Annotated in this window: 16 protein-coding genes and 1 pseudogene; 9 read left to right on the forward strand and 8 right to left on the reverse strand. The window is 41.8% G+C overall.

The window, feature by feature from the left end:
* Positions 1-8: 8 nt before the first annotated feature.
* Positions 9-335 carry a hypothetical protein gene (locus tag Q0541_RS33555; protein WP_298921303.1) on the reverse strand — a complete coding sequence of 109 codons (327 nt, stop codon included), beginning with the start codon at positions 333-335 and terminating at the stop codon, positions 9-11.
* 148 nt (positions 336-483) lie between these two features.
* On the reverse strand, positions 484-1,203 hold the full coding sequence (locus Q0541_RS33560; protein WP_298921358.1) for a response regulator transcription factor: 720 nt from the start codon (positions 1,201-1,203) through the stop codon (positions 484-486).
* A 1,051-nt stretch (positions 1,204-2,254) separates the two neighbouring features.
* Here Q0541_RS33560 and Q0541_RS33565 point away from each other — a divergent pair.
* Both Q0541_RS33565 and Q0541_RS33570 read left to right on the forward strand, forming a co-directional pair.
* Entirely contained in the window at positions 2,255-2,410 is a 156-nt protein-coding gene (locus Q0541_RS33565) for a hypothetical protein (RefSeq protein ID WP_298921305.1), read from the forward strand.
* A gap of 291 nt (positions 2,411-2,701) precedes the next feature.
* Positions 2,702-3,148: pseudogene (locus Q0541_RS33570) on the forward strand (rhodanese-like domain-containing protein); the annotation flags it as partial.
* A gap of 655 nt (positions 3,149-3,803) precedes the next feature.
* Here Q0541_RS33570 and Q0541_RS33575 read toward each other — a convergent pair.
* Both Q0541_RS33575 and Q0541_RS33580 read right to left on the reverse strand, forming a co-directional pair.
* Positions 3,804-4,433 carry a ribonuclease H-like domain-containing protein gene (locus Q0541_RS33575; protein ID WP_298921306.1) on the reverse strand — a complete coding sequence of 210 codons (630 nt, stop codon included), beginning with the start codon at positions 4,431-4,433 and terminating at the stop codon, positions 3,804-3,806.
* A 159-nt stretch (positions 4,434-4,592) separates the two neighbouring features.
* Positions 4,593-5,270 (reverse strand): Uma2 family endonuclease, encoded by a 678-nt coding sequence (locus Q0541_RS33580; RefSeq protein ID WP_298921360.1) that lies wholly within the window; start codon positions 5,268-5,270, stop codon positions 4,593-4,595.
* Between the two features lie 113 nt (positions 5,271-5,383).
* Between Q0541_RS33580 and Q0541_RS33585 the strand changes: the two genes are divergently transcribed.
* The 5 genes from Q0541_RS33585 (at position 5,384) to Q0541_RS33605 (ending at position 12,126) form a co-directional block, all read left to right on the forward strand.
* Positions 5,384-6,958 carry a type II CAAX endopeptidase family protein gene (locus Q0541_RS33585; protein WP_298921308.1) on the forward strand — a complete coding sequence of 525 codons (1,575 nt, stop codon included), beginning with the start codon at positions 5,384-5,386 and terminating at the stop codon, positions 6,956-6,958.
* A 626-nt stretch (positions 6,959-7,584) separates the two neighbouring features.
* Positions 7,585-7,860 (forward strand): NINE protein, encoded by a 276-nt coding sequence (locus Q0541_RS33590; protein ID WP_273768245.1) that lies wholly within the window; start codon positions 7,585-7,587, stop codon positions 7,858-7,860.
* Between the two features lie 789 nt (positions 7,861-8,649).
* On the forward strand, positions 8,650-8,829 hold the full coding sequence (locus Q0541_RS33595; protein ID WP_298921310.1) for a hypothetical protein: 180 nt from the start codon (positions 8,650-8,652) through the stop codon (positions 8,827-8,829).
* A gap of 135 nt (positions 8,830-8,964) precedes the next feature.
* The gene (locus Q0541_RS33600; RefSeq protein WP_298921312.1) at positions 8,965-11,421 is read left to right on the forward strand and encodes a cation-translocating P-type ATPase; all 2,457 of its coding nucleotides are present in this window, start codon (positions 8,965-8,967) and stop codon (positions 11,419-11,421) included.
* A gap of 207 nt (positions 11,422-11,628) precedes the next feature.
* Positions 11,629-12,126, forward strand: a complete 498-nt coding sequence (locus tag Q0541_RS33605; RefSeq protein ID WP_298921362.1) for an FHA domain-containing protein — start codon at positions 11,629-11,631, stop codon at positions 12,124-12,126.
* A 77-nt stretch (positions 12,127-12,203) separates the two neighbouring features.
* Here Q0541_RS33605 and Q0541_RS33610 read toward each other — a convergent pair whose 3' ends face one another.
* A complete protein-coding gene (locus tag Q0541_RS33610; protein WP_298921314.1) occupies positions 12,204-12,551 on the reverse strand; it encodes a hypothetical protein in 348 nt (115 codons plus the stop codon).
* A gap of 203 nt (positions 12,552-12,754) precedes the next feature.
* Between Q0541_RS33610 and Q0541_RS33615 the strand changes: the two genes are divergently transcribed.
* Positions 12,755-13,675, forward strand: a complete 921-nt coding sequence (locus Q0541_RS33615; RefSeq protein WP_298921316.1) for a TIGR01777 family oxidoreductase — start codon at positions 12,755-12,757, stop codon at positions 13,673-13,675.
* A 116-nt stretch (positions 13,676-13,791) separates the two neighbouring features.
* Here Q0541_RS33615 and Q0541_RS33620 read toward each other — a convergent pair whose 3' ends face one another.
* The 3 genes from Q0541_RS33620 to Q0541_RS33630 form a co-directional block, all read right to left on the reverse strand.
* Positions 13,792-14,037 (reverse strand): hypothetical protein, encoded by a 246-nt coding sequence (locus Q0541_RS33620; RefSeq protein ID WP_273768252.1) that lies wholly within the window; start codon positions 14,035-14,037, stop codon positions 13,792-13,794.
* A 176-nt stretch (positions 14,038-14,213) separates the two neighbouring features.
* Entirely contained in the window at positions 14,214-14,636 is a 423-nt protein-coding gene (locus tag Q0541_RS33625; RefSeq protein ID WP_298921319.1) for a hypothetical protein, read from the reverse strand.
* A gap of 129 nt (positions 14,637-14,765) precedes the next feature.
* Complete coding sequence (locus Q0541_RS33630) at positions 14,766-15,122, reverse strand: iron-sulfur cluster assembly accessory protein (RefSeq protein WP_298921321.1); 357 nt, start codon at positions 15,120-15,122, stop codon at positions 14,766-14,768.
* A gap of 327 nt (positions 15,123-15,449) precedes the next feature.
* On the opposite strand from Q0541_RS33630, the gene Q0541_RS33635 reads away from it, so the two are divergent.
* A complete protein-coding gene (locus Q0541_RS33635; protein ID WP_298921323.1) occupies positions 15,450-17,096 on the forward strand; it encodes a hypothetical protein in 1,647 nt (548 codons plus the stop codon).
* The last annotated feature ends 1,234 nt before the right edge of the window (positions 17,097-18,330 follow it).

An 18,330-nucleotide genomic window follows, 5' to 3' on the forward strand; every position in this document is an offset into this window, starting at 1 on the left:
GAGCGTCGTCACTGACAAACCGGACAGTGACGAACCCTACAGAATCGGGCATCTGATAGCTTTAACTTAAGAATGCCTTCTGATTCCTCTGGCACTAATTGAAATTCCAGCAACTCGGAACAGATTCTCATGCGCCAAGCATACTGCTGAAAAGAATGCTCGTCTGCTTTGGCGTAATAATGCAAGAGTTTATCAGTATTAGCTCTGTGCTTGTCCCAAATTTTACTTATAGGTGAAACTTCGGATAAGCTCTGTACATTTTGATTTTGTTGGAACTTATCTTGAGACGATATATTAAAAGCAATAAAGTTACTGTCTGAGGCTTGAGCAGACACGAAATTACTAAATCAGTTTGTATCAATGTCCCAAATTAACGCAAGTTATCCAGTCAAGCCTCAGTAAAAGTATTTAAGTAAGCAATAAGACTAATGCTGACTTATCTGAATCATTCATTATTATCAAGTACTCCCGAAATCAGAAAGATCAGGAATCAGTATTTTCGTCGGGCGCTTCAAACTTGTAACCATAGCCCCGCACAGTTTTAATAAACTCCGGTATGCTGGCATCGACTTCCATCTTCTTACGAAGCTGACCAATATGCACATCAACCACTCGCCCATCTCCTATGTAGTCGCAACCCCAGATTTTTTGGATTAGCTGTGGACGACTCCAAGCTTGATTAGGATGACTTGCCAAAAAATGTAAGATATTAAATTCCAGCGCTGTTAGAGCCAGAGGTCTATCATTAAGTGTAACCTCCCGACCCTCTGGGTTAATTGCTAGCTGCTTGAAGAGAATACGTTGTGTTGGGGAGGGGTTGATGTAACGTATCCGCCTCAAAAGAGCTTCTACTCTAACTTCAACTTCTGCAAGACTAAATGGTTTAGTCATGAAATCATCAGCACCTGCGCTCAAGATTTTAATTTTATCAGCCTCGTCAGTCCTACTAGTCAGTATCAGCACTAAAACATTAGTACGACTCTGCATTTCTTGGCAGAGGCTATAACCATTAACATCCGGCAAATTCCAATCCAGAATTACTAAAGTTGGGTTGAATTGCTCAAACAACGACAAGGCAGTCTTACCATCTGCTGCCGACTCTATTTGATATTTCCGACTTAAAAAACGATACACGAGATTTCGGACACCAAAGTCGTCATCAACGATCAAAATTTTGGGAGTAGTCTCAGAAACCATAACCATAATGCTGCCTATTGTGGATTGGGCGATTTGCTGTTGTGCCAGTTTTGCTTGAGGTGTTTCTGTTGAGTATGTATTCACACGCGTCTATGCTGAGTACTATCGCTACTGTAGTACTTATGTACCATTAATTTTCCATAAATATGAAAACTTCAATCATCTAATGCTTATAGAATATATAATTATTGGATGAATTTTGTAAAATTTTTAATTTTTATTGTATAATACTAAACTTTTTTAGTTAAAATGAGTGTAATTGAAGACCATCTCCATAACCGCAAATAGTCGAGAGAAATAACAAACGCTACAGCAATTGCTACAACTTTGGAAGAGTAACGCACTACCTGATTAATTAGGTATCTACAAAGGCTTACAAACAAAGCTATAAGCCAACCTAGATTCTAAACTCCTATTTCCCCAAATGTACTCTAGGCAACAGGTATGTCTTCTTGAAGAGAATCTACGAAAATTTCCTCAGCGTGCATTTACATGTAGCTACCCTCTTAAGCATATAGTATACTACAAGTTTCAGCATGAGACTATGACAAGTCTTGGACTGACGGCAAGCTAAGGGTTATTTTGCCAGTTTTGCCAAAATTTTTGTAAGCTCTTAATCTGGCGAAGGGGGGTCTTGCAGATGGAGATTGTAACCCCACCTGATTGGGAGCCACCAAAAAGTTGGTGCTTTTGCATTAAAGACGCATCGCGTTGCCGCCCGTGCATTGGGATGGGGAAACAATTTCCCCAAGTCTCCAAATTTGGCCATACTTGAGTCCTTTTGGTAAAGCCTGGGATGAACAATTAAGAGATATGCTGATTAAGTATCATAATATTGGTTATGGGTAGTTTAACGAACAGCAAAAAGAATTGCTTCAGCAGTATTACGATATCAAGAAATTACTGGTAGATTGCTTTACAGCAGAATTCAAGTATTTGAACCACATCTGTCGTAGGGCGTAAGGCCTTGCGCCCCTACCGCGTAGTCTATTTACCTGAAAATAGTTGTAATATAGCGGTTCCCGCATGGGTAAGGTACAGAAAAAATTAACCACAGATGAACACAGATACAAATAAGAATCGCTATAGCGCTGCTTGTGTAACTCTAACAGTGCAGCAAGAGATTGAAGAGATATTATTGTTAGCGATCGCAGATATTGAAAAAGTCCAAAAATACTATAGTAATGATTGGATATTTTTAATTTTAAACTAAGATTTTTTTAGTTATGTAGAGATTATAGGAGATTTAAATTTATTTAAATTTGGCTGTTTTATTCAATATCATCAACATAAAATTTAAATATATTTAATTAACTTAATATAAAACATTGTCTTGTCACACATAGTCTTAAATGGCTTTATTGGCAATTGATTAATTGGTATAAATTATTGAAATTACCACTCTATCTGAGGAGATAGTTTGAAAATATTCATCCCAGAGAAAGAGCAATTAAATATGCTTAGTCCATTAAATTGCTATTAATATCGTCAATAAGGAATAATTATGACTAACAATTTAGCAGGCGGCATCATTCCACCACAGCCACCAATAGAATCACAATCTGAAGCTCATGTCTTGAAGACTCGTCTAGAATGGGGCGAACCAGCTTTTACAATACTGGATGTGCGCGATCGCAACACCTTCAACGAAGGTCACATTATGGGAGCGATGCCGATGCCAGTAGATGGATTAGCAGAGCGGGCAGTAGCTTCTTTGGCTAAAAGCCGGGATATTTACGTTTATGGAGCTAATGAAGAAGAAACTGCCCAAGCCGCACAACAACTGCGTTCTAATGGATTTGAGCGTGTCTCTCAACTCAAAGGTGGTCTTGCCGCGTGGAAGGAGATCGGTGGTCCAACAGAAGGCGTTGTCGAATCAACAACTCCCCCAGGTGCAGATGACTACAATGTGGTAGATCGGCTAAAAAATCACCAAGAGAATCTGCAAAAGGGAGGCACTAGCCCGACAGAAGCAATTAAAAGGGGAGCTAGTAACCTAAAAGAAGGCATTCAAGAGGGAGCCAGTAATTTAAAGGAAAGCATTCAAGAGGGAGCCAGTAACCTAAAAGAAGGCATTGAAGAGAAAGCCAGTGACGTTAAAGAGAAAGCCAGTGACGTCAAGGAAGGCATTCAAGAGTAAGCTAGTGATGTGAAGCAAGACATTCAACAGAAAGCCGGTGACGTTAAGGAAGGCATTCAAGAGAAAGCCAGTGACGTGAAGCAAGACATTCAAGATAATACCAGTGACGTGAAGTAAGACATTAGTGAATCTAGAACCCCTACAGGTTCAGATGATTCCAATGTTGGCTCTTATGCATAAAATAACTTAGCAAATCAGTAATAGACTTCTTGCAAAATCTCAATTTCTCGTGAGGAAATAAGTCAGAATTCACAGAGAACTCTGAGCCGCGGCTTTTGCCATTCCCCGTACCCCTATGAGGAAGCAAGCTACGTAATAGCATGCAGGAGAACAAGTTGCCGTTTGCCCTTGGCGTTGACCATAATAAAAGGCATGTGATAAGTTGAAGAGTCAGGAGACAAAATATTCTGCCTCTAGAGGCTTCTCCTCCAGAAATATAACTTTTGCAAGAGGTTTACTGTTTGATTCAGTGTTCAAACAAATCCTTGAATTGCAACAAATCTAAAGAAACAATTGTTGGTATAAATTCAAAACATTCTTGAGCAATTTCCCAACGTTCTTCTCGTTTGAGCATTTCTGTTAACTTCTGCCGCACACTAAGTAAGTAGCGCACATCATTGGCAGCGTAACTCAGTTGAGCTTCAGATAAACTGGCAGCGTTACCCCAATCAGAACTTTGAGAGCTTTTATCCAGTTCCACTTTTTCTAACTCTTGCACCACATCTTTAAGTCCGTGACGATTTGTGTAAGTACGGGCTAACTTACTAGCAATTTTGGTGCAAAAAACAGGCTGAACCTGAATCCCCAGATTGGCTCGTAAAGTGGCAAGGTCAAAGCGAGCAAAGTGAAACACTTTTACAACATTAGCCGCTTCCAAGAGTTTTTTTAAGTTTGGAGCGTCAGCTTGTCCTTTGGCTATGCGAATTGCAGTCACTTTTCCTTCTAGATTGCACAGCTGGACAAGACACAAGCGATCGCGTTGCGGCAATAATCCCATCGTTTCTGTATCAACTGCGATCGCTGTAGATTCTAAATACTGTCCAAGGGCTGCGTCACTGAGGTCGCGATCGCTCACCTGAAAATCTTCTAATATCATCTTCCCTGTTTTTTAGAGGCATAGTATTAACTTTCAAAGTTTAACGGTATTATCAGTCACCAACCGAGAAATTTTCAACCAGCATTCTCTTACAATTGGGTAAAACATTAGTTATATTTAATTTCGCCCAGCTAGTTAAAGCGATCGCTCCCCACAAAATCAACTCAAAGAATCTGGATCTATCCCCAATCTTCGCAATTCTTGTGCCAACCTGTCGGCGCGTTGTTCGGCAGCGATCGCTCGTTCTTCTGGTGTTAGATATCTGACTCCTTGTTTGTCATACCAATACAACCAATCCCGCGTAATTCCCTGATAGGTTCCCCGTTCATAACCAATTGCTAAACCTATCTCTGATAACCAAATTAGATTTCCTGCCTGCAATACATATTCCCCATTGACAAAACGGTAAACTTCTAAAGGTGGTTTTCTCCGGCATTGGGGATTGTAGACAACATAATATAAAATCTCCATCTCAGCATAAAGTTTCTTTTTGCTGGTGTATTCCCCACGTCGTCTGTGAGAAACAACTTCTAATGCCACAATTGGCATCACCTTTTCTTCCCACAACACATAACTTAAACGCAAGTTCTCATCAAAAACTCGCTCGACTCCCAAACTTAAAAACCCATCGGGCACAATCGGCGGTAATTCAGGATCGTAGTATATCCCCATATCAACCCCAAAAAACCAATCCATGCGGGTTGCCCACAGCCAAGCTAAGATGGCTTCTAGCAAGCCAGGAATCAAATGTTGTAGTTGATTATCCACAGGTTCATCGTCCGAATCGGGCAGATCCTCGGCGGAGGGCAAGCAGTGCAATGGGTTGTAATTTAACATGGTGGGTGCGATTGCAGATTCATAATATTGATGATATCTATCCACCTCTGACTTTTTATTGCGATAATTCCCAAGGGGGACGCGCTCTCCACTGGTAAGTTAAAGGGGGATAGATGACACTCAAGCGATTGGTTTTAATTTTTGTACTAACGCCGATAGCAGTTCTGTTGGCAGTTTCGGCTTTATTCGGTAGTTGGCAAGAACCTCAGTTCCAAAGTCGCCTGGAACTATACCAAACCAATATTGCTCTACAAGCCCAAGCTTGGCAATCAGAAGATAGCAACGATGACAATCTCCAGGCGATTCGGGAAGCGATACTTGGTGAGCAACCCCTGGAAAGCGCCACAAACCAATATGAGGAGGCGCGTCAATCAGTTCAAACTAATTTGGACAAAGTTGATAACAAACTTGCACAATTACGCTCTCAACCTGAAATAACTCCCATACCTCCAAAACCTCTACCTGACGTTCCTCCCACTACTAAAACCTCTAAACAGGGACAGCAACAGTTACAGCAGTCCCTCAAGCAATTACAAAAATTACTGGCCGAATTAGACCTGCGCCTGGGAATTTTACAAGCACAGCAAGGACAGACGGATACAGCCCTTAAGACTTGGAGCAAATTAGAACAACGCTCAAATATCAATCCAGAATTTGGGGAAACCGCCGCTGTATTGAGTGGACTGTGGAGCAATCCTTCCCGTCTGCTCCCAAATGCTCAACAACCAATTCAAAAGAATTTAGAAGGTTGGTTTCGCTCTACTGCTTTGGTTAAGCTATACCAACTCCAGCAACGACAAGACGCTTTATCAGCAGTTAAAGCTGCACAACAAGAATCTGCGGCTCAAGCAGTGGTGAAATTAGCGGTTATTGGCACTATTCCCACCTTGGCGGCTTTAATTGGTCTAATACTGCTGATTTTATTATTTGCTCAACGCTTGTTGAAAGGAAAAGCCTCGTTACTAGCTCAAAATGCTGATGTCCTTTGGTCAACACCTTGGGATGGTGAAACGGTTTTGCAGGTTTTTGTCATCGGCTTTTTCTTCATGGGGCAAATTTTTGTACCTTTAGTGCTATCGCTGCTCCCTATCCCACGTCCCATCACTGATGTGCGACTTCAGGCTTTTTCTGTTTTAATTAGTTACTTATTGGTAGCATCGGGTGCGCTATTAGTGCTGTATTTCTCTCTCAAACGCTTTTTTCCACTACCAGAATTTTGGTTTCGCTTCCGTTTTCAAGATAACTGGTTTTTGTGGGGACTGGGAGGCTATTGCGCGGCTTTACCTATAGTTGTAGTGGTATCTTTAATCAATCAACAGCTATGGCAAGGACAGGGTGGTAGTAATCCCCTGTTGCAATTAGCGTTGGAAAGCCGAGATGGTGTAGCACTTGGTATATTTTTTTCCACAGCAGCGATCGCAGCTCCATTTTTTGAAGAAATCCTATTTCGCGGCTTTTTGTTACCCTCTCTAACTCGTTACTTACCCGTGTGGGGATCGATTCTGATCAGCAGTTTGTTGTTTGCGATCGCTCACCTCAGCTTGTCGGAAATTCTGCCACTGACGGCATTGGGGATTGTGTTGGGGGTAGTCTACACGCGATCGCGCAACCTCTTTGCTCCTATGCTCCTCCACAGCCTCTGGAATAGTGGTACATTATTAAGCTTATTTCTTTTAGGTAGCAATTAATACTATTTAATTACTGTTGTTTAAAAAAAGAATATCTGCTTTTATCTCCATAGGCAAGAACAATTTACTAGTTATAATTGGTGGTTATAAGCATAAATACTAGCTGAAAACCTAATCAAGATAATGGCAAAAGCAAATCACAGAATGCTGTTAAGATAGACAACAAATTATCTAGTTAAGCATTTATTCTCATCCGGGTGATTTTAGCCAATAACTGGTCTAGTTATTGGTGCGATTGTGTTTCACGCCCTCTGGAAGCGATCAAAAAAAATCCGGAAATAATACTGATGGACTTGTAAAAAGTGGTGTAGCAGTTTTTGCTGATTCTTGAGGTTCATTCTTCTCAAGATCAATGTTTTACCTGAAAATCTGCAAAACTGGCGCACCAGGGTTTGTGATCATCAAATCCACCAAAATTTATTAAGGAGCGCCAGATTTTCAGGCTATGCCGCAAGACGTTTTAGCCTCTCCTCTGGAATAGAAGCACGCTGATTTTGGTTATTTGTCTTGAGGCTTACTTATACTGAAAAAATTAAAAATTTATTTATTCAGCAAATACAGTTACTTGCTTTCATTACAATAAAGACTTTATTTTTATACCTGACTTATCAAGGAGCAGCACTCATATGGCAAATATCAACCCCAGTCACCCTACCAAACAACTTTTAGCTGGTTACTGTGGCATTATTCTTGGAGCATTTGGGGTTCATAAATTTATTCTAGGATACGCTCCACAAGGCTTTATCATGTTGGTGATTTCAGTAGTCGGGGGTTCTTTCAGCTACGGTGTTGCCTTTTTAATTATGTTACTTGTAGGTTTAATTGAAGGCATGATCTATTTGAATAAGTCCCCTGAAGAATTTGTAAATACCTACTTTGTGAATAAGCAGGGCTGGTTCTAAAAACTTATATTTCACACTTGGGTTACTCTGTAAAGTTATATATCTTGAGTGGATCTTTGAAAAAAATTTGTGATTTATTACATTTACAATTCTGTCTACCGTAACACTAAAGTGCTTATTTATATTTTAGATTAGCTAAAATTTGACCATTTATTCCTATGAGATATCCCTAAATATAAGTAACAATAAATACACTTAAATTATGGATGTCATTTATGGTTGAGAAGTGGCATCTGCACTATCTTGTTAGGAGCCTTAGGTATTCATATCATGTCCACCTAATCACTTACGATATATCATTGCGAGTGCGTCTTGTAGAGTTGCAATTCGCTTGTGGTTCGGAGATTGCAACTCTACAAGACGCTACCGCGAACACTTCGTACCCTACCGGAAGGCTGCGCCAATGCAATGACAACTAATTAGTCGGACATTAGACCTCTTGCACAAATGCAAAATTCGCCCACCCTGCGGGAAGCGAGCTACATCCCCCAACCCCTTCTCCCAAAATTGGGAGAAGGGGAGCCAATTTCAAAGTCCCTCTCCCAAGCTTGGGAGAGGGATTTAGGGTGAGGGCTTTTGATTCATGCAAGAAGTCTATTACATCATGACTTACTATATTCTCTGTTTGTATAACCTATTACAAACTGGATAAATGTATCTTTATTTTATTAACTCTCCCTTGGGTAAACTTCTTTCTTGAGTAACTATTAATAAAAGTTATTGTGTATTCTGTACAGACTTATAGGTATAAATAGATATTTTGGCTAAAAAATTCTGAATCCTACTGCTATGCTAACTATCAAACGTAAACAGCTGATCTGGATACTTTTCTTTTTGTTGGGCTTTGGCTATTTCAGCGCCATGTCTAATTTGGAAATTCACAATTTTTGGAAAAGCCTGATTATCCTCATGCCAATGCAGGTGGTAGCTATTATCTATGTGACTTATCTCCGCTGGAGCCGTCATTGACCCTCAGCGAGATACGATAAATTAATAAATTTAATAGGGTTGACATACAGTCGTAGTTCCATATTTCGCCTACGCTCAAATTAGAGACGCTTTTAGTCAGGCGTTGAATTTCTGTAGCGAATCTAAACACTTGCCATGCAACTTGTCCCGAAAACTAAGCTAGCCCCAGAATTTGACCCAATCCTAGAGAAAATTATTCTCGATGTTGGGGGCATGAAGTGTGCTGGGTGTGTGAATGCAGTAGAGCGACAGCTAACCCAACATCCAGGAGTCAAGAGTGCCTGTGTGAACCTGGCCACAGAAGTAGCAGTTGTAGAGTCAGAAACTGGTGCAGTAGATGCAGATGCACTAGCACAGCGATTAACAGCCGTTGGATTCCCGACTCAACCCCGAAAAGCTAGGGGTACAGTAGCAGGCGAGATATCTACCTTACCAGACCCAGCAGAACGACAACGCCGAGAAATGCGCTCTTCTGTTAGGCAGTTGGCGATCGCAGCAATGTTGCTGTTATTGTCGGGAAGCGGACATTTTGGTAATCTTGGTAGCTCAGTGCTGCCACTGCTAAATAACATCTGGTTTCATTGTGGACTGGCGACAGTAGCGCTATTAATTCCTGGTCGCTCGATTTTAGTAGATGGCTGGCTGGGGTGGCGGCGAAATGCGCCTAACATGAACACCCTGATAGGATTGGGAACGCTGACAGCCTACATTGCTAGTTTAGTCGCGCTGCTCTTTCCCCAAATGGGTTGGGAGTGCTTCTTTGACGAACCAGTAATGATGCTGGGCTTTATTCTTTTGGGAAGGACATTAGAGCAACAAGCTAGAGGTCGCGCTGCTGCCGCATTTAGGAAATTGCTAGCACTCCAGCCACTCTTAGCGCGATTGATTGCCAATCCAGAGAAAGTCGGAGTGGGATCTTCTAGTGTAGAGATTCCTGCTGAACAGGTGCGTGTTGGTGAATGGTTACAAGTGCTGCCAGGTGATAAAATCCCTGTCGATGGTGAAGTGGTGGTTGGTCAAACAACGGTCGATGAGTCAATGCTGACTGGGGAAGCCGTGCCAGCAATTAAGCAACCAGGAGATACTGTGACCGGAGGGACACTAAACCAGTCAGGAGCGATCGCTATTCAGGCAACCCGGACTGGAAGTGATACAACTCTAGCTCAAATTGTCGCTTTAGTAGAAACCGCCCAAACTCGGAAAGCTCCAGTACAGAAATTAGCAGATACAGTAGCTGGTTACTTTACCTACAGTGTGCTGACAGCATCTGTATTAACATTTGTCTTTTGGTACTTTTTCGGTACTCACATCTGGACTGATGTCAGTATGTCTGATGGTATGGAAATGATCAGCCACGCTGACCACTCCGTACAGACGCGATTAATCGCGTCTGTACCCACTCCCCACTCCCCCCTATTAATCAGCTTAAAACTAGCGATCGCAGTTATGGTAGTCGCCTGTCCATGTGCTTTGGGACTTGCCACACCAACAGCCATTCTTGTTGGGACTGCTATGGGCGCAGAACGGGGTCTATTAATCAAAGGCGGCGATGTTTTGGAAAGAGTACACCAGTTAAACACCGTAGTCTTTGATAAAACTGGCACTCTGACCACGGGTAATCCCATCGTCACAGATTGTCTGTTAATTTCAGAAATGGGCAGTGGGAATCCCTACTCCCTGATCCAAATAGCAGCAGCAGTAGAAAGCGGTACTCACCACCCCCTAGCAAAAGCGATTCAGCAAGAAGCACAGCGGCAACAGTTATCTATTCCAGAGGCTGTGGACTTTCACACGGAACCAGGATTGGGAGTGTCTGCCGTGGTAGAGGGCACAGTTGTACTATTGGGTAACTGGGACTGGTTGAGTTGGCACGGCATTGCGATTAGCGAAACTGCACAACAGGTAGCACAGGATTTGGCAACAGATGGTAAAACAGTCGTTTGCATAGCAGTTGGGGGAACTTTAGCCGGGTTAATTGCTGTTTCTGATACCCTCAGACCAGATGCCCAATCTACCGTAGACAAGTTGCGTCAGATGGGCTTACGGGTAATGCTGCTCAGTGGCGATCGCAAAGAAGCAGCTAGCGCCATAGCCAAACAACTAGGATTAGCTAGTGCTGATGTAATAGCGGGTGTCCCTCCAGCTAAAAAAGCAGCTGCAATCCAGTCTCTACAACAAGCAGGGACAAAAGCAACTCCTAACTCCTCACTCCTAACTCAGCACTCAGTAGTCGCAATGGTAGGAGATGGAATCAACGATGCTCCAGCTTTATCTCAAGCAGATGTAGGAATTGCTTTACACTCTGGGACAGATGTGGCGATGGAAACTGCTGAAATTGTCCTAATGCGCGATCGCTTAAACGATGTCGTCGAATCTATTCAGCTTAGTCGCGCCACTTTCAACAAAATCCGCCAAAATTTATTCTGGGCTTTTGCATATAATACAGTTGGCATTCCTTTAGCAGCCGGTGTTTTGTTCCCTAGTTTGGGTTTTGTCCTTAACCCATCTGGTGCTGCTGCCTTAATGGCTTTTAGCTCTGTTAGTGTCGTCACAAACTCAATATTATTACGGCGATTAGCTCATCACCCGTAGAATACTCTTTTGCACGTAAAATTTTCCAGTACAAATCTAGGTTATTCCCATCTCAAATTAAACTGAGTCCAGCCCACAAAGCCTCTTGAGACACTTCCCAAAGCTATCATAGCTACTGGAGTAGAACGGCCATGTTCTACTCTTTCAAGGTATTATGCAATTTTAAAGCTTATTTAGATCAGCACCACAAACTTATGGTGCGCGAGAATCGCAGGATACGATACTAAACAAATCTTGATTAATTACAGTTCCACCGATTTGTCAATGGCAGCAGAAACTAATGAAAACCATCTACTGATTATTGAAGACGATCAAGGTCGCAAAGAATTTTCTTTGGAGCAACCCGTCTACTCTATCGGTAGAGATCGCGAATGTAATATCCGTTTGATGTCGCAGTTTGTCTCCCGCCGCCATGCCACATTAGTGAGATTGCCACGAGAGCATAATAGTCATAGCTACTATTACCGAATTGTAGATGGCGATGCCAAAGGTAAGCCTAGTTCCAACGGTTTGATGATTAATGGACGTAAGATACCAGCCCACGATCTCAGAAATGAAGACGAGATCGTTTTTGGTCCTCAAGTCCGTGCCATTTATTACCTTTTAAAAAACACTCAGCGTTTGGGACAAACCGATTCGAGCGAGTACGACATTACACTAATAAACCCCGGTATGGCCGAGGATTTAGAGGATGTGGGAGATTGAATTCTAAACTAGCAATCACAGTCTGACACTCTCACGGCTTCAAGTCGTGGGAGTGTCAATTCAATCACTCACTAAACCTATCCTGCAAGACTTTCAATCAAATGCCAATGGCGACTACTTTCAATAGCCTGCTTGATGAATTCAAACATTTGTCGGCAGTAATTATCTAGTTGGAGTGGTAGTTCTTCATTTTTAATCACAATACTCATCCGGGTTTCTGTTTCAGTAGATTTTGATTTATCAATCAGTACTTCTACTGTGACCAATTTAGGAAAAGGAACATTGCCGGGAACTTCACGAGCGATAATGTAATCGCCCATGTGGTATTGAATATCCAACTGACAGTCCTGTAGAAGTTCTACAAGTAATGGCTGGAGATGGTCACTAGGAACAGAAACGATAAATGAACAGGTATAGCGAGCCATAATAGCCCCACGCCTTGCAACACTCCGTCCATCCTATAATACCGAAGCATCTAAACGGGAAAGCCATTCAAAAGCAAAGTTTTTGAGTTTTGAGATCAGGCATTACCAGATATACAGTCATATCTCTTCTATCGAGAAGGAAAGTACCGTAAGCTGAAAGTTTGATCAAAAACTTTACAATAAAGGTTTGGCTGAGGTAGAAAATGAAAGTCGCAATTACTGGAGCAACAGGATTTGTTGGTAGTCGTTTAGTACAACGACTCCACGGAAAAGGTCATAAAGTAGTAGTATTAGCTCGGAACACCGCCTTTGCTCAAAAGGTTTTTCCATCCGAGGCTTTCCCCAATCTAGAAATCGTTGCCTATACACCAAATGCATCTGGTTCTTGGCAAAGTGTCATTGCTAGTTGTGATGGCGTAGTTAATTTGGCAGGAGAACCTATTGCTGAAGGACGCTGGACACCAGAACGCAAACAAGAAATCCTCAATAGCCGGAAGCTAGGTACACAAAAATTAGTTGAAACAATAGCCAACGCTAATCCCAAACCAACAGTATTAGTTAACGCTTCGGCTATTGGCTACTACGGCACTAGTGAAAGCGCAACCTTTGATGAAACAAGCCTATCTGGTAACGATTTTCTCGCCCAAGTCTGCCAAGCCTGGGAAACAGAAGCGAGAAAGGTAAAAGATGCTGGTGTACGGTTGGTAATTCTGCGTCTTGGGATTGTTCTGGGCAATGGTGGTGCTTTAGGTAAAATGATTCCGCCTTTCAAACTCTTCGCTGGTGGTCCCATTGGCAGTGGTCGGCAGTGGTTCTCTTGGATTCACGTAGACGATTTAGTTAACCTGATTTTGCAAGCTTTAACTAAACCGGAAATAGAAGGTGTATATAATGCCACTGCCCCTAATCCAGTCCGAATGGCAGATTTAAGCCAAACTTTGGGACGAGTGATGAATCGCCCTTCTTGGTTGCCTGTTCCTGCTTTTGCGATCGAAGCTCTTTTAGGAGACGGAGCTATAGTAGTTTTAGAAGGTCAGCAAGTTCTACCCAAGCGCACCGAAGAAACAGGCTTTGAGTACAAATACCCGAATTTACAATCAGCATTAACACAAATTCTTACATAGAGTCCAAAAGTCACAGTTCAAGAGACTGGGTATCAGGTATTAGGTACTGGGGACTGGAAAGAAGCAGGGGAGTTAGAAAGCTAACAATGCTCCATGCCCCATGCCCAATCCCTGAACTATTGACTAGAGAGAAATTTTCTTGAAACCCAACTGATAATACCGCTGAGAATCGCACCGCCCATAAGGATGCCAATCGCTGGATTAAACACGGGTTGCCACAGTTTATGCCATAAATCCAAACCCAGGTTAACTCCTACAGCATCACCGATCGCAGCGATCGCTAACCAGACAAAGCCAAATAAAACCAAAAAAACATCTGCGACTAAAACCATGTTTAGCCAATTCAACAATTTATCTTTCATCTATCCTTTTGTCTAATTGCCCCAAATTTTACGACTGCTAACTAAGTGACGGGTAAATTACAAGTGAGGATTACCGACTTGAATTTAACTCCTCACTCCTATACAGACGCGATTAATCAGCCAGCGCGTTGCGGGGGTTCCCCCCGTTATAGCGACTGGCGTCGCGTCTCTACTCCTCACTCCTCCAACAGCCAATTTTTGACTTTTATCAAACTCTGCCAATCTGGTTTTCTACTTAAACCGTCTTCAATACTGCTTTTTATTTCATCGCGCCATTCTGGGTTGACAAAAATTAGCTGTTGTGCTATGTCAATGTGTTCTCGTAAACCTTTTTGACCTGTTTCCAACATTGCTAAGGCGATATTTACTCTAGCTTGTGGGTCTTGTGGATTTAACTTGACTCCCTTCTGTGCAGCTTTGTAAGCCAAATTGGGTTTGTTATCGAGTAGATACAACCACGCTAAACAAATCCAAGCAGAACTATTTTTAGGAGCGCGATCGCACACTTCTTTAAATACAGGGATTAAAGAATCTACTGCAACTCCAGCTTTATAGCGCTCTAAACCTGTATCAAACAGGGATTCAACTGTTTGAGTCATAGTAAATTAATCAATAGTCATTAGTTAATAGTCATTAGTCATGGCTTAATAGTCAATAGTTAAAAAACCTTTACTCTTGACTATGGACTTATTGACCGGAGCTTTCGGAGTCTCCGGCTTTGGTCTTAACTAAACCCCAAATGACTTACCGCAACCACAAGTTTGGTTAGCATTGGGGTTAGTAAATTGGAAGCCACCGCCAATCATGGCATCGCTGTAATCGAGCATTAAGCCGTAGAGATATAACAGACTCTTGCGATCGCTGACAATTTTGAAGCCATCATAGTCAAAGACTTCATCCTGAGGGGTGATCTTGCTAGTGTCTTCAAAGTCCATCATGTAAGACATCCCAGAACAACCACCCTGACGGACTCCTACCCGTAAGCAGAAGTCTGTGCCTTGCTTGTCCCGGAGGGCTTTTACCTGGTGCAATGCGGCTTCGCTCAACAGAATTCCGCGTTGTTGAGCCTGAATAGCTTGTGTCATCTGCTTTTTTAACTCCTTAATTAATCTAAGCGTTACCCTGTATCGGCTTGTTAATGCCTGTGGGTTGCCCTTGGTGTTTTTGTTTTCATTCTAGCGGCTTAGATGTCGTTAGATGCCAAATTGTAAACACTCCGTCAAAAGCAGCCAAAGATTTCTATTCTAGAATTGAGAGATTCAGTGTATTTATACATTCGGTATTTCTGAAGTTCAAGTTTTGCGGCAGCCTGAGAAGCAACTATCTTTCAGGTGCAGCCATAAAAATTTAATCCGAGGCTAGCTATCTCCCAAAGTTTACTTCCAAATTGCTTCTTTTGATTAACTTATTCTATGACCAGCTTTAATCGCTCTACCAGTCGTCGCTTGAAGAAATTAACTCAAATTCCTTCTGTATGGGAGGGCGATCGCCGTCCGTTGTCATCACCAAGCCAGCACTCAGACTCAGAAGAAAAGGGAGAATGCATTCTTTGGGTAGATTACTCCCAAGGTGTGGTTCGAGGAATGGACGTGGTAGCTTCAGATGTCGGACCAGAAGCAATAGTTCGTACCTTAATGCGAGCAATGGAGCATCCCCACAGTCCGGCAAGACCTGCTAGACCCCAAACAATTGTAGTCAAAGATCGTGAGATCCAATTTTACCTGCGGGGGGTGCTGCAAGATTTAGATATTGCCATTGACTACGCACCAGAACTGCCTTTAATTGACGAACTGTTTCGCGGGTTCGCTGACATCCTCGATAGTCAAACCCCCGACTTACCCCCACAGTATGCCCAAATCTTGCGCGAGAAAGCATTTGCAATTTGGCAAGCAGCACCTTGGGAATTTTTAGAAGAACAACAAATTTTATCAATTGAGATTAATAAGTGGGATATTGGTACACTCTACGCCTCAGTCATGGGAATGCTGGGAATGGAGTATGGGATTTTGTTTTATCGCTCAGAAGTATCTTTAAAACAGTTTCGCGCCGCAGTTTTAAAAGATGAAGAATCAACCGATCATCTAGAAGAAGCGTTCCTCAAGCAAGATTGCCTGTTTCTCACCTTTGAGAGTAGTAACGAAACCGATGAAGATGAAGACGAAGACGGAGAAGCTGATTTGGCGGATCTGCCATTATCAGAAATTGACCCCACCTTTGGTAATATCCACCCCTTAGAAGGACTACGGTCTGTTTTGTATGAGGAAGAAGCACTTGTAATTTTTGTTGCGATCGAAAGCCTAAGCCGCTTTATTCGCGATTACCGTCGCCAACTTCATGGAGAAACCTTCCCCACCCTTAGCCGTCGCTATCGCATTTCTCTGCCGCAGTCGGAAGAATTAACAAAATCAGTGGCTGTTACAGTCTCTACCATGCCGCAGTTAGCAGCAGAATTAGAGGAAATGGCTGGCTTTGATGTCGAAGAACAGGAGATTGGGAACCAAGGTTCCTCGACTTTCCAATCATTGCAAGATGACTTGATACCGGAAGATTCTTTCCTCAGCTTAGGTGTAGTGTCCTGGGAAATGTTGGAGTACCTGCAAAAGGGGGTCAGCTACCATAAGGCTGGTGAAATCAAACAAGTGGGTGATGGTTTACCGGTGATTTTAATTCAAACTTCTCGGCCCAAGGCTAAAATTGTAATTGAAAGGATCGAAGCAACAGGTGGACTAACAGCAATTTGCTTTAATCCAGGTGCCGACCCCTTCGATGGCGATCGCTACGACCTCGGTTTATTGCAAACTCAAAATGGCGAATTATTCCTATTTGGTGAATTTTTAGATGAAGATCCTATTCATGTAGAAGCCCGGAAAAAATGGAATCAGCGGTGTAAAAATACTTTGGGCTACTGTGGCTTAATCATTGCCAAAGGACTAACAGGAGCTTCCCGTGGCAATCCTCAATTACGAGATATGATGGCTTTGTTTGAAGCGCGATCGCTTTCACCTAAAGATTTAGGTATTGGCACTCTCCAACTCATGCCCCAACTTAAATTTGAATAGTTGCACGAATTGCCGCAATCCTCAATCTCAAATTGTGGCCATGAAAAATTAAGTTGATGTGCATTTCATTTGCATATTGAGCAAACTCAGTACTGAGGAGCAAGTGGCATTACTGTGTCGTCAGTAAACTGAATACTTAGTACTGTTGCACCTAGAGGATAGATTTAGTAATCAAAAACCTAACCCCCCAGCCCCTTGTAGGGTTTGGCTCCCCCAACTCCCCTCTTTGCTTGCCTAACGGCAGGCTGACGCCAAGATCGAGGGGTTGGGGGAGAGTTTCTTCCAGGATTACTAAATTGGTGTTTTAATACATGCTCTGCACGGCAGTCTTTTAACTGGAGCTAACGGAAAGGTCTCCAGCTTTACTCACAACTCAGCACTTTTCATCCTTATTTATCCGCGTACCTCTTAAAGCGCGGCACTTTGCTATCCACATTCATGTATATGTCAACGCCACTATGTGACCAATGATTAAAAGTTAACTTTACTTAAATTTCATGAAGTATGTGTATTCTCATAGTTTTCCAGTAATTTAATTTGAGATTTTCCAGTATAAATCAGTACAAATTACCAGAAAATTATTTACAAAGTCCGGTTTAATCAAACCTAGCCGATACACTTCAATATCAAAATCTTTTTTTTAATAAGTTTTTGAGCTTAGGATCTTGTTATGTATCAATATCATTAAGCAAAAACTCAGGTAAGAGATTTCTCTTTGTAATTTTTTTATAAACTGTAAAATTGATATCATTTAGTATCTAAATAAAGTTTATTTAAAGCAGAGAAATCATAGCTATAATAAATAGACTACCCAAAAATATTGAAATATACCATTGTTTTTATAAGGGTAATTACTAAAAAATAATGGTAGAAATTTAAAACTTTTTTGGTAGTAGTTTTTTCTTGGTTTTAGATATGAAAAACCTGTTCAATATGGAATCTTTAGCACAGTAATCGGAGAAAAATGATTTGTATAACCTGCTGATAGATGAATATTATGAATAGCAAAAATATCGTTGAATTTAACATAAATTATATAGCTAGAGGGAGGAGAAAACACATCTAAAATTTCATCGTATCTCTACGATGAGTTAGTGTAAAAGCATGAAATAAAACTAAAATATTCTTATCAACAACACTCAAATAACATCATATTTATTTTCAAGTGATTCATCTGTGTAAAATTACAGATAATGCTGTTAAATTTTATTACAGAATTTGGCTATTTACACTC

The organism is uncultured Nostoc sp., from assembly GCF_937863485.1.
GTDB lineage: Bacteria > Cyanobacteriota > Cyanobacteriia > Cyanobacteriales > Nostocaceae > Nostoc.

Coding starts and splice junctions, on each gene's coding strand:
- Q0541_RS33575 (WP_298921306.1), bottom strand. CDS start 4,433: ATGATATTAGAAGATTTTCAGGTGAGCGATCGCGACCTCAGTGACGCA.
- Q0541_RS33625 (WP_298921319.1), bottom strand. CDS start 14,636: ATGACTCAAACAGTTGAATCCCTGTTTGATACAGGTTTAGAGCGCTAT.
- Q0541_RS33615 (WP_298921316.1), top strand. CDS start 12,755: ATGAAAGTCGCAATTACTGGAGCAACAGGATTTGTTGGTAGTCGTTTA.
- Q0541_RS33580 (WP_298921360.1), bottom strand. CDS start 5,270: ATGTTAAATTACAACCCATTGCACTGCTTGCCCTCCGCCGAGGATCTG.
- Q0541_RS33560 (WP_298921358.1), bottom strand. CDS start 1,203: ATGGTTATGGTTTCTGAGACTACTCCCAAAATTTTGATCGTTGATGAC.
- Q0541_RS33590 (WP_273768245.1), top strand. CDS start 7,585: ATGGCAAATATCAACCCCAGTCACCCTACCAAACAACTTTTAGCTGGT.
- Q0541_RS33620 (WP_273768252.1), bottom strand. CDS start 14,037: ATGAAAGATAAATTGTTGAATTGGCTAAACATGGTTTTAGTCGCAGAT.
- Q0541_RS33595 (WP_298921310.1), top strand. CDS start 8,650: ATGCTAACTATCAAACGTAAACAGCTGATCTGGATACTTTTCTTTTTG.
- Q0541_RS33610 (WP_298921314.1), bottom strand. CDS start 12,551: ATGGCTCGCTATACCTGTTCATTTATCGTTTCTGTTCCTAGTGACCAT.
- Q0541_RS33600 (WP_298921312.1), top strand. CDS start 8,965: ATGCAACTTGTCCCGAAAACTAAGCTAGCCCCAGAATTTGACCCAATC.
- Q0541_RS33585 (WP_298921308.1), top strand. CDS start 5,384: ATGACACTCAAGCGATTGGTTTTAATTTTTGTACTAACGCCGATAGCA.
- Q0541_RS33565 (WP_298921305.1), top strand. CDS start 2,255: ATGAACACAGATACAAATAAGAATCGCTATAGCGCTGCTTGTGTAACT.
- Q0541_RS33630 (WP_298921321.1), bottom strand. CDS start 15,122: ATGACACAAGCTATTCAGGCTCAACAACGCGGAATTCTGTTGAGCGAA.
- Q0541_RS33635 (WP_298921323.1), top strand. CDS start 15,450: ATGACCAGCTTTAATCGCTCTACCAGTCGTCGCTTGAAGAAATTAACT.